The sequence below is a fragment of the Thalassospira sp. UBA1131 genome, assembly GCF_002311515.1.
Lineage (GTDB): Bacteria > Pseudomonadota > Alphaproteobacteria > Rhodospirillales > Thalassospiraceae > Thalassospira.
This window is the reverse complement of sequence record NZ_DCAO01000036.1, coordinates 159,727-173,957: the sequence shown is the minus strand read 5'-3', so window position 1 is coordinate 173,957 and position 14,231 is coordinate 159,727. Positions and strand designations below refer to the sequence as shown.

Below are 14,231 nucleotides of genomic sequence, written 5' to 3'. Positions count from 1 at the left end.
TGGGTCGGGCCGCAGGCCGTGATTAACGGCAGCAAATCCAGTCAGGAAATCAACCAGCGCCTCGAAGGCCTGAACCAGATTTATCTCGAAACCGCGCGCGGGTTTGATGTGCCGTATCTTGATCTGCTTGCCACGACGCTTGAAGACGATACATGGCAACGCGCATTACGGCGCGGCGATGGCTATCACCCCGACAAGTTCGGCTATGACCGGTTGGCAGATCTGATCTGGGAATGGGGTGCTGTGCAAAAGACCATTGGTCTTTCGGCGTCAGACGACTAAGGGTCGGGCAACCAATCAGGTCAGAATATCGAAATACTGGCCACGACCGCCGGCGCCCGAGGTCAGATTATTCAACGGATCGCCAGATGCGCTGTATGTCGGCGATGAGATCTTTTCGACATAGCTGTCTGAAATTGTTTTCTGTTCGCCGTCTTTCAGGAACTGCTTTTGTTCACTGCGGTCACGCTGATAGGACTGAACAGCGCGCTCGATCTCCTGATCCGATGTCAGGACAGAGGCGCGTGTCCCATCGATAATCCGGTTTTGCTCGGCAAATCGTTGCTCATCGCCACGTTGCTGGGCGATGGGGCTGGTCTGACGGACGGGATTGGACAGCGAAAGATCAGAAAAAGGCGCGATATTTACCATTGACGGAACTGCTCGTTTGAACCGATTGGTGTTTTTAATTCGGCCGGAATATTACTCAGAGTGACTCGGATTTGAAGCCCTAATTTGCGCTTCAGAGCGACAAAAATGACAAGTCTTTGAAAAAGCGATCAAAGAAGTTTTGGTTCGCTGGCGTTGTTGCTGTCCGGGTCATAAATACCCGCCGCGAATCGGCGTGGACTGGTCTTTGCAAGCGCCTTGAGTTTTGCCGCTTCGACCGAAATATGATCAAGGGTAATGTCGGTGCGTTCTGCCGGAATTCGGATCAGTGCGGCACTGACACTCATCAGATCAAACCGTGCAGGTTTCCCATCGCGACCCTTGCCGGTCAGGTATCCACTTTCACGTGTTTCCGGGTCATAGAAGCTTTTGATCTGGGCATCGAACATGGCCTGAACGCGTTGGACAGCTGCGACCGCATCTTCGAAGTCAATCGATTGCACATAGGCAAAGAAATCATCACCGCCAATATGGCCAACAAACCAGTCATTCTGGCTCAGGACCTTGCCCAGGATATCCTTGAAAAGCAGGATTGCGCGGTCACCTTGGCGGAAGCCGTATTGGTCATTGAACGGTTTGAAATTGTCGAAATCGAAATAGACCGCAAACCGACGTCGGCGCGGCTCCGCCAGGGCACGCGCGGCATAACGGTAAATCGCACTATTGCCGGGCAGGCGGGTCAACGGGTTTTCATCGCGGGCATTCAGTGTATTGCGTTCATTGACCGCACGCAAAAGCGCACTTTGATCCAGAACACCCAGATACTGGTCGTTTTCCGTCAGGATCACCCCGTCCAGCGCCTCGGTCGCGACAAAGGTTTCAAGAAGCTCCGACAGGCTGGTGCGGATATCGGCAACCGGACAACGGCGCAAAAAGCGTTTGATATTCGCCCGGTTGGCCGGGTTTTGCAGCAATTCACGGCCAAACGGGGTGTAGATAAACGCCTTGAATTCTGAATCCCGGACAATGCCCAACGGCTTGCCGTCATGGTCGACCACCGGCACCAGCGAGATATCCGGATTTTGTTGGAAGTAGCTCAGGATATCGACCGGATTGATATCAATCGGCAGGGCCGGTGTTTCCAGCAGGTAGGATCTGACAACATCATCATCGCGATCCGACTGGCGGCGTGAATCTGCCGCGATGTCGGCTGCTGAGGACACAATATCGGTCTGTTCGGGGATATCGAGTGACGGACGCGCGATAAAGAAACCCTGCACCAGATCACAACCCAAACGCCGACAGCACAGGAACTCCTCACGGGTTTCAACGCCTTCGGCGACGACCTGTGCCGCGATCATGTGGGCGAACGCCGTAATTTGCGTAACAAACAGTTCCTTGCGACGGTCACGGTCGATGCCATCAATAAAGAACCGGTCGATCTTGATTATGTCAGGTTCGCATTCGTAAAGCGCACGCAACTGGGCAAAGCCGCTGCCGTAATCATCAATGGCAATCTTGAAGCCCTGACTGCGGTACCGCACCAGAATGTCTTTGAGGTATCCGGCATTGCTGATGTCGTGGCGTTCGGAAATCTCAAGAAAGATGGTATCGCGTTCAAGTCCGGCATCGCTCAGCAGGGCGGCGGTTTGACCGGGTTGGTAATCCTCGGTCTTAACGACGCGATTGTCGAAATTATAAAACAGCTTGAGCCGCTTGGCCCCCGGAAAGCGCGCGAATTTCTCGATTGCCTTGGCGCGCAGCATCATATCGACACTGTGCAGGTTGCCAGTATCCCATGCGGTATCAAACAGGGCCTGAATGGATGTAAATCCGGCTTCTTCCCAGCGCCGCAAAAGCGCCTCATAGCCGAAAACATGACCGGTGTGCGGACTGACAATGGGCTGGAAGGCGAAGTCGACTTTTTCGACGACCTGCTGCCAGTTACGGAGCATGACCGGTTGGGTCATGGGTCGGTCGGATATCCACTGTTCATCTGCATCAAAGGTCAAATGCAGTACCCCGATCTTCAAAATGGTCGGCTTTCCCGGAAGTTGTGAGAATTAGAAGTTCCGAGGTTTGCTGTTATCCCAGATATGACAACAAGTTCATGACAGTGGGGTTACGAATATGTGACATCCGCAGAAAACATCCGCTTTTTTATCAAGAAACGGCTGGATCTCTATACAAAGGGGTTAGACAAATCGACGAACCCGATACTGCCTCGACTAACCAATTGCCCGTGTGGCCAGCGGATGATGTTCCTGAACCAGTCCGCGCAGGCGTGACTCGAGAACATGGGTATAAATTTGCGTGGTCGAGATATCGGAATGGCCCAGCATCTTTTGCAGGCTGCGCAAATCTGCGCCATTGGCCAGAAGGTGACTGGCAAAGGAATGGCGCAACACGTGCGGCGATACCTTTGATGGCGGGACACCGGCCTCAATCGCCAGATCCTTGATCATTTTCAGAAACATCTGACGCGTCAAATGCCCGGTTTTCCCGCGTGACGGGAAAAGGTATGAGGATTGCCCGGGGCGATCGGCATGGCCGTTTGATTTGTCTGATGGAATGAAGGCATCACGCACTTCAAGATAATCACGCAGCGCATCACGGGCCGGATCGGACAGCGGCACCAGCCGTTCCTTGCTGCCCTTGCCACGCACAATCAGCATCTGCGGATCACGTGCCGCTGCGGCAAAGGGGAGCTCGACCAGCTCCGAAACGCGCATGCCGGTGGCATACATCAGCTCCACCATCGCAAGTAAGCGCTTGCCCTTGATACCCGGATGATTGGTGGCGGCGATGATCAGACGATCAATTTCCTCAATCGACAGGAATTTGGGCAGGGTCTGGCCCTGTTGCGGACTATCGATATTCGATGACGGGTCATCATCGCGATACCCGTCGGAATAAAGGAACTTGTGAAACTGCCGCAAGGCCGACAGGCGTCGCGCCTGTGTGCGCGGGGCAAGCCCGGCAGATCCCAGTTCGGCCATATAGCGCCTGACATCGGCATCACTTGCCGATACCGGATCGGCCTTGCCCGCAGTCAGCGATGACGCATAATCTTCAAGATCACGCCGGTAGGCATCAAGCGTGTGCACACTGGCCCCGCGTTCAGCGGCCATCATTTCCAGAAAGGCCGATATCAACGAGCTTGTCAGTGCCTTGGCCATAACCGGTCCTGCCAGTGATTAAAGAGCCTACTGATTAAACGACATCAGCAGTTCTGTCGCCAGACGCCGTGCGTCATTTTCCTGCCCAATGATCAGAAGCGACGTAACGGTATCGCTCAGGACCTTGGGGTCGGCATTATCAACGGCTGCGACTTGTTGGGCCTGAATGGCCAAGGCCGCGGTTTTCGCCTTTTGCCGCGCCGCCGCAGCTGCGTTGAGTTGATGCGAAACCGCACTGCTGGTTGTCATGCGTTCTTCGGCATAGGGGGCGGTCAGAATGCTGTCCCACAAGGTATTGGGGACTTCGATGCCGAAACCTTCAAACAGGTTGAAGATCAGTTCGCTATAACGTCGTGCCGCGGCCTGATCACCGCGCGCGGCCTGCATTTCCTGCCACTCGACCATGCGGGCACGATGACGGGCAAGGGCGGCTGCGCGATCAGATGCGCTTTGCACATCCTCGGCCGAGGCCGAGTTGGGCATCACGGTTGCCGACGCCATGCCGCCACTTGATGTCGGTGCGCCCGGCACGACGGCACCGCCAAGACCGAAGTTTTGCGTCGGGCCTGACTGCGGATCAGACCCAAAACTCTGCGATGAGTTTCCATCCGATGCCATCGCGGTTGGTCGAATGGCACCGGTTTCTTCAAGACCGGAAATCGCCAGAACCGGATAAAGCAGGCTCAGGCGAGATGAAATGTCGTTTGAGGCATTTGCCGATGATTTGGCAACCTGAAGCCAGTTTTCAGCCCGCTCGAAATTGTTTGCGGCAATTGATGCCCGAAGGGCGGGAACAGCAAACCACGAAAAGTCGCCATTCACCGGAATGTCGGTCATCAAGGGCGCTGCCAGCCTTGCGGCCTGCATGAAATCGCCTTCAAAATCCGCGGCTTCAAACAGGGCGGCCAGAATTTCAGCCCGTGCGGCGGCAACATCACTTTGTGCTGCGGCCTGATAAAGCTTGGCATATTGGCGCGCCTGAATGCCTTCGCTGGCATCATCAAGAACGCTCTCCAATGCCGCCGGTTCGAAATTCACCGACTGATACACATCAGCCAGCTTTTTCGGGCTGATCAAGCCAAGATTTTCAGCCTTGCGGGCGGCTTCTAGGCGAACATCGGTCGCAGTCGCATCGGCAGTGGTAATGCCAATGATGGCGACTGGATTGTCGGTTTCAAGCTGGCTCGTCGGGATCGATTGTTTGGCAATTGCCAGAAGTGCCAGATCGATCGGACGCAAATCATTTAGCAAGTCGGCATCGGCAGTACCGCCACTGCGGATTGCGGAAACCAGACCAAAGAAGGTGGCATCGCCTTCGCCACCCATTTCACGCACAAGATCGACGGTGAAGGCCGCCGAGGTCGGATCATTGGCGTAAAACGCGCACATCGCCGCCGCCTTAAGCCAGAAAAGTTCCTCGTAACTTGCGCCGTAACCTTCAATCGCGTCACATGCCGCATCAACTCTGGAGCCAATCAGAAGGGCGTTAACCTCTGCCTGCGCCAGCATGGAGCCGCGCGATCCTTGCGGGGCGGCGCGGACAAGTTCGATGGCGTCATCAAGCGCGCCCATTTCGATCAGTTTGGCAACACGTGCTTCAAGCAGGCTGATATCCGCCGAGCCCTGAGGCAGGGCGGCTGCGGACAGAAGCAGGCGTTTTTGTAAGTCACGCGCAGCATGGGTCGCCGGGGTCGCGGGCAATTCCGAAATCAGTTGTGCAGCAGACCGGCGGGTGGTGCCGTTCCACATATCGGTGCCAAGGCCACCGCGCGATTGATCAATGGTCCCGACGGCCTCGGCGTCGACTGCGCCAAGCGACAGCGATTGCACCGCGTTCGGATCCGACGGGAATGCATCAGTCTCGCTGGTGCCAGATGACGTATTGCCAAAGCCGCCTGATCGCGGGGCCGATGTGACCCCCGGATTGGTCGGGCTTGGGGCAACCTGGCGTTCCGCGTCCTGTTCTGCTTCCTGTTTTAAAAACAACGGCACGGGGGCCGAGTTTTGCGCGCTTGCAGGGGCGGAACCAAGTCCCGTTCCCGTCATCATGGCCAGTACACAGGTCTGCATTAACAGGCGGGAACGCAATGTCATCTTAGTTAAACCTCGAATTCGGGATGGTTTCTTCGATTTGGGCGGTCGGGGCAGGAATGTCCCAGGTCACCAGGAAAGTGGCACCGCCGGCAATCACGGCGATAACCAGCAACAGGATGATGCGCGATAAAATTCTCATTTTAATCCAGACTTCGAAGCGTTTAAGCGATGGACGCGAATACCAGTATGCGGACGAAAATCAAAGATGCAAGAACCGCAACCGCCAATCATTCTGGCGATCCGTCTGCGCATCTCGCACCTGTCATCGCATTGGGTTGGTCGCACTCCAATTCGGCAACTTAAAGGCAGTATAAGTGCCTGTTACTCACAGAGAGTTAATGCCATCGCGCAGAACAACCTTGGGCAAAACGATGCATAGGCATGCCTAAAGTGACTGAAAGGGGCAATTTGGCGCAGTATTTTTGTCGTGTTTTCTGTCCGGTTTGCTTGCGTTCGGGGGCAAGCTGGCCTAAAGATTTGGGTAATTTGTATCTCAATGATTGAACCACAGGACTGCAAACCGAACATGGACAGCAACATTGCCGAGTCGGGTTTGCACGAAGACGTGATCGCCAAAATTCGCGACGGCCTGAAAGGCCGGACATTGGTGTTCATTGGACTGATGGGTGCAGGAAAAAGCTGCATCGGCCGTATGGTCGCCAAGGAACTCAAGCTGGATTTTGTCGATGCCGACCGCGAAATTGAAGAAGCCGCTGGCTGCTCGATCGCCGATATCTTCAAGCTGTATGGCGAAGAGGCGTTTCGCGACGGCGAGGAACGTGTAATTGCCCGTTTGCTTGATGGCGAACAGATCGTGTTGGCCACAGGCGGTGGTGCGTTCATTCGTGAACGTACCAGACAATTAATCCTCGAAAAATCCGTATCGGTCTGGCTGCGTGCCGACCTTGATCTGCTGATGCACCGCACCAGCGGGCGGACCCATCGTCCGTTGCTTAATAACGGTGATCCCAGACAAATTCTCGCGGATCTGATCGAGACGCGTTACCCGGTCTATGCCGGGGCAGACATTATTTTCGACTGTGATGAATCCTCAAAGGAAGCCACCCGCGATGCGGTTCTTGAACTGCTTGCCAATTCCTTTGATGACGATGGTCAATTGATCAAGACAGGAACCTGACAGAGTGAGCAATCACGACACCCTTCGCGTCGACCTTGGCGCGCGCAGCTATGACATCCTTGTTGGCAGCAACCTTTTGGCCGATACCGCCAAATATATTGCCCCGTTCGTCAAGAAGGCCGGTGTGGTCGTGATCAGCGATGCGGCACTGTCGGACAATCATTTGCCGACCGTGCTGGCATCCCTTGACGGGGCAGGCATTACTCACCGTGAAGTCGTTGTGCCGTCTGGTGAAAAGTCCAAAAGCTTTGCCATGTTCGAAAACGTCGTCGAACAGATTTTGGCGATGGGGATCGAACGGTCCACCCTGATCATTGCCCTGGGTGGCGGGGTTGTTGGCGATCTTGCCGGGTTTGTTGCGGCATCTTTGTTGCGTGGTCTTGATTTCGTTCAGATCCCGACCACTTTGCTGTCGCAAGTTGATAGCTCCGTTGGTGGCAAGACCGGGATCAATTCGAAGTCGGGCAAAAACCTGATTGGTGCGTTTCATCAACCGCGTCTGGTTCTGGCCGATACATCCGTTCTTGATACCTTGCCAGCACGTGAATTGCGGTCGGGTTATGCCGAGGTCGCCAAATATGGCCTGATCGATGATCCGGAATTCTTTGCCTGGCTTGAAGAAAACGGGCAGGCGGTTCTTGATAAAGACGGGCCTGAGCGCCGTCAGGCCGTGATCAAAAGCTGTGCGGCCAAGGCACGCATTGTGTCCGAGGATGAACGCGAAGGCGGCAAACGTGCACTTTTGAACCTTGGTCACACCTTTGGCCACGCGCTTGAAGCCGAAACCGGATATGGCGAAAAGCTTTTGCATGGCGAGGCCGTTGCCATGGGTATGGTCATTGCCCATGACGTTTGCGGTGCCATGGGTATGGCCCCTGCGGGCGAGAAAGACCGGATTGTTGCCCATCTGAAATCGGTTGGTCTTCCGGTGACGGCGTCCGAGGTCACGGGCATGCATTGGGATATCGACAAGGTGATCAGTCACATGTCGCGCGACAAAAAAGTCCGCGACGGCGAGATCACCTTTGTCATGACCCGCGGGATCGGCAAGGCGTTTACATCCAAGGCAATGGATGTTGAAAAAATGCGTGCCGCGATCACCCGATCCTGTCGCGGTTGATCAAGATTATTCTGATCCACAATGCGTGTGGGTCGACGGACGTGCATGGTGGCGATCACTTCGCGGTGGTGACTTTGCCGCCAATGTGTTGTTGTTAACTTGTTTAACGGCATTTGACCTTATAGATGAACACAGAACAAACTTGCTCTGTTGCAATCACCGCTTGGAGACGGCCCTGAATGACGATCACGATTGTCGTGATTTTTTTGCTGCTGATGCTTTCGGCATTCTTTTCTGGCTCGGAAACCGCGCTGACGGCGGCGTCGCGTCCGGTCATGCATCACAAGGAACAGGATGGTGACATTCGGGCCGCAATCGTCAACAGGTTGCGGCGGTATCAGGAACGGTTGCTGGGCGCGATCCTGCTTGGCAACAACATGGTCAACATTCTGGCCTCTGCCCTTGCAACATCGGTGATGATCGAACTGTTTGGTGAAAACGGTGTCGTGTATGCGACGGCGGTGATGACCGCGCTTGTTCTGATTTTCTCGGAAATTCTGCCAAAGACCTACGCGCTTCAGCATGCCGATACCATGGCGTTGCGGGTCGCACGCCCGATGAGCATCCTTGTCGTGCTGTTCGCCCCGATCACCCAGACCATTCAGGTTCTGGTGCAGGCGACCCTGCGCCTGTTTGGCAGTGGCGAGGGCCCCGGTCTTGATAGCGAACGCGAATTGCGTGGTGCCATCGAACTGCATGCCGATGACGTGGTTGTGGGTAACCATCATGCGGAACGCACGATGTTGCACGGGGTGCTTGATCTTGAAGATGTCGGTGTTTGGGAAATCATGGTGCACCGTCGCAAGGTGCAAATGATCGACATTTCCCGCCCGATGGAAGAAATCCTTGATACGGTTCTGGCAAGTCCGCACACCCGTATTCCGATCTACGAAAAGGACCCGGACAACATTGTCGGCGTTCTGCATGCGCGTGAAGTTCTCAAGGCGATTGTGCGCGGGGCCAAGCCCGCCAGCGCCGAGGATGTCCGCGAACTGAGTTCCGAACCCTGGTTTATCCCGGATTCAACAACCCTTGCCGACCAGCTCAAGGCGTTCAAGGAACGGCACGAACATTTTGCCATCGTCGTTGACGAATATGGCGCGTTCGAAGGCGTTGTGTCGCTTGAAGACATTCTGGAAGAAATCGTTGGCGATATTGCCGATGAAACCGACGTCGAAGTGGTTGGTGTCCAGCCGCAGGCCGACGGATCGGTCATTGTGCGCGGCGATGTCACCATTCGCGACCTGAACCGTCGCTTCGGCTGGCGTCTGCCTGATGAAGAAGCAGCCACCGTGGCCGGTCTTTTGCTGTATGAAACCCGCCGTATTCCCGATGTCGGGCAACAGTTCCGCTTCCATGGCTTTGAGTTTGAAGTGCTGCGGCGTATTCGCAACCAGATCACCCGTGTACGTCTGCGTGCGGTGACGGATCCGGCCGGGGAAGAACAGGAATAAAACCTGTCTCACCGATTTGTCGGTGTGTTGCCGACAAACCACTATAGCGTAAAAAATTTCAGCTTTATCTACTTATGGGTTAAACTCTTGTTTCAGGGTCTTGACCCAAAGGATTGCAGGGCCACTTGCAAATAAGGGCCCGTCACACTGTGTCATCCAGTGACGTCATTTCTATGTGACGTCAGTCAGTGTGAAACCAGATGATCTGATCGGGTTTGGGCATGTGGCAACAGCAACCTGCAGAGAGAGATGCATGGATACGAAAATTGTACCGGGTGTGGTCCAGGAACAATCCATCGCGACACTCAACCCCGCCGATTCCGTGATGGACGCCGTCACCATGATGGCAGAGCGCAAGATTGGCGCTGTCATCATCGTTGATAACAACGCCAGACTGGCTGGAATTTTTACCGAGCGTGACCTTGTTAACCGCGTGGTGGCAAAGGGGCTGGATGCGGCATCTGTGCCGCTTTCCAAAGTCATGACCGCTGATCCTGATACGCTTGGCCCGAACGATTCTGCCATGAGTGCGCTTGATCTGATGAGTGCACGGCGATACCGCCACCTGCCGGTTGTCGATGGCGACAAGGTTGTTGGCATGGTGTCGATCCGTGACCTGTTTAATGTGGTCAAACGCCAACTCGAAGAAGATGTACGGGAACGCGAAAAGTTCATCTTCGGCTCAGACTACGGCGTGGCCTGAAGTCACCGGTTTTCTGGAAGCAGCATATGGCATCGGCCTGATGGGGAATTCCCCGTCAGGCCTGTGGCCGTGAAGAATTACGATGAATTTCCCGAAATTCCGGTGACCGTCTTTCGCCGCCAGGTTTGGGCGGAGGGATGACGGAAAATGCGTTTGCGACTTGACAGCATGCAGGTGAACGTCTTTACGTTTACGTAAAGGAGAAATTCCGATGCCACTGTCCCACCCCGCAGAACGCGAACACATCCATACCCGCACGGTGACCTGTCAGGGGTTCCGGCGCAAAGACGGCCTTTGGGATATCGAAGGCCACATCACCGATGTCAAAACCTATGGTTTTTCCAATCATGATCGTGGTGAAATCCCCGCTGGCGAGCCGGTCCACGGGATGTGGATACGCGTTACCATTGGCGATGATCTTGTGATTCGCGAAGTCGAGGCGGTGACCGACTATGCCCCGTTTTCGGCCTGCGATGCGATTGCCCCGAATTACGAAAAGCTGGTTGGTTTGAAGCTTGGCCCGGGCCTGCGCAAACAGATCCGCGACCGGGTAGGGGGCGTTCATGGCTGTACGCATCTGAATGAATTGATGGGCCCGGTTGCGACCACGGCGTTTCAGACAGTTTTCCCGATCCTTGCCAAGGAATCCCTGCAGGCACGGGATGAAAACGATGAAAAACCGCCACGACGCAATCCCTTGATCAACACCTGCCATGGCTGGCGCAGTGACGGGCCCGCCGTCAAACGGATATCCCCGGAACTCTATACCGGTGACGATTAACCGGGGCGTCTTGCAAGTGCATCTGCGGGGTCCAATATCCAAATGGTCCGTAACGTGTAATTGTCAGGTGGCGTGTGTTCATGTTGCGCCGGTGTGGAAACGCCAATAACGAGAAAGATTGCAAAGGCTTCTTGCACCCGTTTGAAATGGCGGTGTTCTGTTGTTGTGTAACGGTGATGCTGCTTCTGACAGCATCCTTGGCGAAGGCACATGATCTTGCATCGCCACAGGCAGAAGCCGGACAAGCCAATCTTGATGAACAGGATGGCTTCCTGATCTTGCAGACCAACCTGCACCCCCCCTATCAGGAACTTCAGAATGGCATACTCAGCGGATATTCGGTTTCGATCCTGAACTGTGTGTTTGATCGGCTTGATATTGGCTATGGGCTGGCGATTGCACCCCGCCAACGCAACCGCGAAATGGTGCGCACCGGCAAGGCCGACGGGTTCTTTTTGGCCCGCATCAGCGACGCGATGGACGAATACGCCGTGGCGTCAAATCCGTTGGCACTGGAAAAATGGGTGTGGGTGTCGCCCGCAATCAAATCGGATGATCCCCGTGCCAGTCGGCGGCCAAAGCCGGGTGATTTTTCAACTGTCGGGGCGATACTGGGATCGAACGAGGCCGAATGGCTGCTCGAACAGGGTTACACGGATGTCATGCGGGTACCTTCGATCGCGTCACTGGTCGGGCAAGTCGCAGCAGGTCGGGTCGAATATGCCCTTGTGGATAAGCACAGTTTTGAAATCGCCCGCAAGGAACTGAAACTGACAGCCGATAAGTTCCGGGTACAATTCGAACGCTATGTGCCACTGGTTGTGTATTTTTCCAAACATTACGTTGCGACTTTCCCGCGGCTGCTTGATGAGCTCAATGCCGTTCTGGAATTTTGTGAAACCCGCCCGATGCGTCTGGAAACCTGGGAACGCGAAGCAATCGAAAATGTTCAACTGCCTGGTATTCGCCAGTTTGCAAGTTCCCCAGAACTTTTGGGCCATGTTTTTAACCAGTTGGATGGGACAGAAATACAGGGTGCTGATCAAAAACGTCTGACCGATCAAGAATGGATCACGCTGGCGCGCGAAGGTGCCGCCAGTGCAATCGCGACGGAAATCCTTGGCAATGATTTATCAAAATATCTTCGCACGTTTCAGGCCAGTATTGGTGAACAAGTGGCAGAGGCATTCGTGTTTGACACCCATGGTCAGCTCATCGGCATGAGCCACCTGACATCAGATTTTGATCAGAGTGACGAAGCCCAGTTTCAGATGATCGATAGCCTTAACCGTGAAAAGGCATTGATCACCGATATTTGGTATGACGCCTCGACCCGTGCGTTCCTGTCGCACATTACGGTGCCGATCATTGACCCGGATAGTGGTCAGACACTTGCCGCCCTTACGGTGGGCCTAAACGTTTCCGAAGCACTGCGTCCGGAAAGCTGAAATCAGGCATCGGCAAATCGCCCGGATTACTTGCCGGGCGGCTCGGAAATTTCAATCGCGATATTGCTATACCAGTCTGCCGCGGCCTGCATCTCCGCATCCGTCAGGTCCTTGGCAATCGGTGTCATGACGTCATGAACCCGCTTGCCGGTGAGAAAAGCCTTGAGTTGCGTTTCGATATATATGTTGGTTTCGCCCGCCAGATTGGGGGCGTCTTCCAGTGTTGAAATGCCATTCGCACCATGACAGCCAACGCAAAGTTCGGGTGCATCATCCTCGGATGTGTCGGCGGGTAGGGTGCCTGATACCTCGAAATGGCTGAACCAAAGCGCAACCTTGCTGATCTGATCATCAGACAGGCCGCTTGCCACCACGGTCATCATTTCATGTTCACGTTCGCCGGTCTTGAAGGCGTTTAGCTGGGCGATCAGATAATCGACCGGCTCGCCGCCGATATGCGGCGCAATCGGAATGCGTGCCAGACCATCAAGCCCGTGACAGGTGCGACACATTCCGGCAACCTTCCGGCCATCCTGAAGCGCCTCGGCATCTCGCGTGGGCGTGCCTTGGGCCGCCACATTGGATACGCCCCCGGCGGACAAAAGCCCGCCGAGGAGTGCGATCAAAAATCTGCGCATCAATTGCCCTCATACCAGATGCGATACAGCGCACCGGCCAGATCATCGGAAACAAGGATCGAGCCATCGCGCAATTGGGCAACATCAACCGGACGTCCAAGATATTCCTCGTTCTCGTCAATCCAGCCTTCGGCAAACGGTTCAATGGTGGCGTTGCCTTCATCGTCAATGAAGGTCACCATCACCCGCGCGCCCACCGGGGTTGTGCGGTTCCACGATCCGTGCTGGGCCGAAAAGATCGCGTTCTTGTATTTGGCGGGGAACATGTTGCCGGTATAGAAGCTCATGCCAAGGTCGGCGGCATGGGCCACGGTTTCAACCGCAGGCATGACCACATCATACGGCACCTCCTGACCGGCATATTCATTGGTGCGGACATCACCGCCGCCATACCACGGAAAACCGAAATGCTGTCCGGCAGCCGTTTGGCGGTTGATTTCGCCGGGCGGGATATCATCGCCCATGCCATCGACCTGGTTATCGGTCCACCACAGTTCACCGGTTTCCGGATGGAAGTCATGCCCGACGGAGTTGCGCACCCCGTATGTGTAGACTTCGCGGCCGGTGCCATCGGTATTGATGCGGATGATGCCACCAATTCCCCACTCGCGATAAAGATCCAGCTTGTCTTCCGGCGCCACGTTGAATGGCTGACCAAGCGAGATATAAAGCTTTCCATCCGGGCCGATTTTGCAGACACGCGCGGTGTGGTTATAGCTTTCCTCGGCGGGTGGGATCAGATCACCCTGCTTAACCACGTTGAACGCGGCAACGTCCGGGCTTTCATAGAAAAACTCGGCTGCGGGGAATACCAGAACACGGTTCTGTTCGGCGATATAAAGGAACCCGTCCGACGAGAAGCACGGACCGTTCGGGATGCTAAATCGAAGCGACGGGGCGAAGTCCTTGACCTCATCGGCGACACGATCCTTGTTGCGGTCTGTGACTGACCACACCTTGTCCTTGCGCGTGCCGACAAAGGTCACAACCCCCTGTGGCCCGACGGCAATATGGCGGGCATCGGGGACAATGGCATAAAGACCGATCTTGAAACCATCAGGAAGCTT

At 55.1% G+C, this 14,231-nt stretch carries 13 protein-coding genes and 1 pseudogene; 7 read left to right on the top strand and 7 right to left on the bottom strand.

The features are described 5' to 3' along the window. Nucleotides 1-282, top strand: a pseudogene (locus tag B3Z49_RS05910) (acyl-CoA thioesterase); the annotation flags it as partial. Nucleotides 283-297: 15 nt separating this feature from the next. On the opposite strand, the gene B3Z49_RS05905 reads toward B3Z49_RS05910, so the two are convergent. The 5 genes from B3Z49_RS05905 to B3Z49_RS05885 form a co-directional block, all read right to left on the bottom strand. Then, nucleotides 298-651, bottom strand: a complete 354-nt coding sequence (locus B3Z49_RS05905) for a hypothetical protein (protein ID WP_296988873.1) — start codon at nt 649-651, stop codon at nt 298-300. Between the two features lie 128 nt (nt 652-779). Beyond that, complete coding sequence (locus B3Z49_RS05900) at nt 780-2,579, bottom strand: EAL domain-containing protein (RefSeq protein ID WP_238538672.1); 1,800 nt, start codon at nt 2,577-2,579, stop codon at nt 780-782. A gap of 258 nt (nt 2,580-2,837) precedes the next feature. Then, nucleotides 2,838-3,788, bottom strand: coding sequence for a site-specific tyrosine recombinase XerD (gene xerD, locus B3Z49_RS05895; protein ID WP_063089136.1), 951 nt, complete (start codon nt 3,786-3,788; stop codon nt 2,838-2,840). A 27-nt stretch (nt 3,789-3,815) separates the two neighbouring features. Continuing rightward, nucleotides 3,816-5,882 carry an antifreeze glycopeptide gene (locus B3Z49_RS05890; RefSeq protein WP_296988869.1) on the bottom strand — a complete coding sequence of 689 codons (2,067 nt, stop codon included), beginning with the start codon at nt 5,880-5,882 and terminating at the stop codon, nt 3,816-3,818. 1 nt (nt 5,883) lies between these two features. After that, nucleotides 5,884-6,021, bottom strand: a complete 138-nt coding sequence (locus B3Z49_RS05885; protein WP_165374927.1) for a hypothetical protein — start codon at nt 6,019-6,021, stop codon at nt 5,884-5,886. Between the two features lie 387 nt (nt 6,022-6,408). On the opposite strand from B3Z49_RS05885, the gene B3Z49_RS05880 reads away from it, so the two are divergent. The 6 genes from B3Z49_RS05880 (at nt 6,409) to B3Z49_RS05855 (ending at nt 12,526) form a co-directional block, all read left to right on the top strand. Further along, nucleotides 6,409-7,020 (top strand): shikimate kinase, encoded by a 612-nt coding sequence (locus B3Z49_RS05880; RefSeq protein ID WP_231959706.1) that lies wholly within the window; start codon nt 6,409-6,411, stop codon nt 7,018-7,020. 4 nt (nt 7,021-7,024) lie between these two features. After that, the gene (gene aroB, locus B3Z49_RS05875; protein WP_296988857.1) at nt 7,025-8,140 is read left to right on the top strand and encodes a 3-dehydroquinate synthase; all 1,116 of its coding nucleotides are present in this window, start codon (nt 7,025-7,027) and stop codon (nt 8,138-8,140) included. A gap of 179 nt (nt 8,141-8,319) precedes the next feature. Further along, nucleotides 8,320-9,594, top strand: coding sequence for an HlyC/CorC family transporter (locus B3Z49_RS05870; protein WP_008889896.1), 1,275 nt, complete (start codon nt 8,320-8,322; stop codon nt 9,592-9,594). Nucleotides 9,595-9,847: 253 nt separating this feature from the next. Further along, nucleotides 9,848-10,297 (top strand): CBS domain-containing protein, encoded by a 450-nt coding sequence (locus B3Z49_RS05865; protein WP_008889897.1) that lies wholly within the window; start codon nt 9,848-9,850, stop codon nt 10,295-10,297. Between the two features lie 211 nt (nt 10,298-10,508). Continuing rightward, a complete protein-coding gene (locus tag B3Z49_RS05860; protein ID WP_296988851.1) occupies nt 10,509-11,078 on the top strand; it encodes a DUF2889 domain-containing protein in 570 nt (189 codons plus the stop codon). A gap of 176 nt (nt 11,079-11,254) precedes the next feature. Then, nucleotides 11,255-12,526, top strand: a complete 1,272-nt coding sequence (locus B3Z49_RS05855) for a transporter substrate-binding domain-containing protein (protein WP_296988849.1) — start codon at nt 11,255-11,257, stop codon at nt 12,524-12,526. A 26-nt stretch (nt 12,527-12,552) separates the two neighbouring features. On the opposite strand, the gene B3Z49_RS05850 is transcribed toward B3Z49_RS05855, so the two are convergent. Next, nucleotides 12,553-13,164, bottom strand: coding sequence for a c-type cytochrome (locus B3Z49_RS05850; protein ID WP_296988847.1), 612 nt, complete (start codon nt 13,162-13,164; stop codon nt 12,553-12,555). Next, nucleotides 13,164-14,231, bottom strand: a 1,068-nt coding sequence (locus tag B3Z49_RS05845; protein WP_296988845.1) for a PQQ-dependent sugar dehydrogenase, incomplete at its 5' end; no start/stop codon positions are given. The genes B3Z49_RS05845 and B3Z49_RS05850, both read right to left, overlap by 1 nt.

What these genes read in the sequence shown, in the direction of transcription:
- B3Z49_RS05890 (WP_296988869.1), bottom strand. Translation starts at nt 5,882, where the DNA reads ATGACATTGCGTTCCCGCCTGTTAATGCAGACCTGTGTACTGGCCATG.
- xerD (WP_063089136.1), bottom strand. Translation starts at nt 3,788, where the DNA reads ATGGCCAAGGCACTGACAAGCTCGTTGATATCGGCCTTTCTGGAAATG.
- B3Z49_RS05870 (WP_008889896.1), top strand. Translation starts at nt 8,320, where the DNA reads ATGACGATCACGATTGTCGTGATTTTTTTGCTGCTGATGCTTTCGGCA.
- B3Z49_RS05900 (WP_238538672.1), bottom strand. Translation starts at nt 2,579, where the DNA reads ATGACCCAACCGGTCATGCTCCGTAACTGGCAGCAGGTCGTCGAAAAA.
- B3Z49_RS05885 (WP_165374927.1), bottom strand. Translation starts at nt 6,021, where the DNA reads ATGAGAATTTTATCGCGCATCATCCTGTTGCTGGTTATCGCCGTGATT.
- B3Z49_RS05865 (WP_008889897.1), top strand. Translation starts at nt 9,848, where the DNA reads ATGGATACGAAAATTGTACCGGGTGTGGTCCAGGAACAATCCATCGCG.
- B3Z49_RS05880 (WP_231959706.1), top strand. Translation starts at nt 6,409, where the DNA reads ATGGACAGCAACATTGCCGAGTCGGGTTTGCACGAAGACGTGATCGCC.
- B3Z49_RS05850 (WP_296988847.1), bottom strand. Translation starts at nt 13,164, where the DNA reads ATGCGCAGATTTTTGATCGCACTCCTCGGCGGGCTTTTGTCCGCCGGG.
- B3Z49_RS05905 (WP_296988873.1), bottom strand. Translation starts at nt 651, where the DNA reads ATGGTAAATATCGCGCCTTTTTCTGATCTTTCGCTGTCCAATCCCGTC.
- B3Z49_RS05855 (WP_296988849.1), top strand. Translation starts at nt 11,255, where the DNA reads ATGCTGCTTCTGACAGCATCCTTGGCGAAGGCACATGATCTTGCATCG.
- B3Z49_RS05860 (WP_296988851.1), top strand. Translation starts at nt 10,509, where the DNA reads ATGCCACTGTCCCACCCCGCAGAACGCGAACACATCCATACCCGCACG.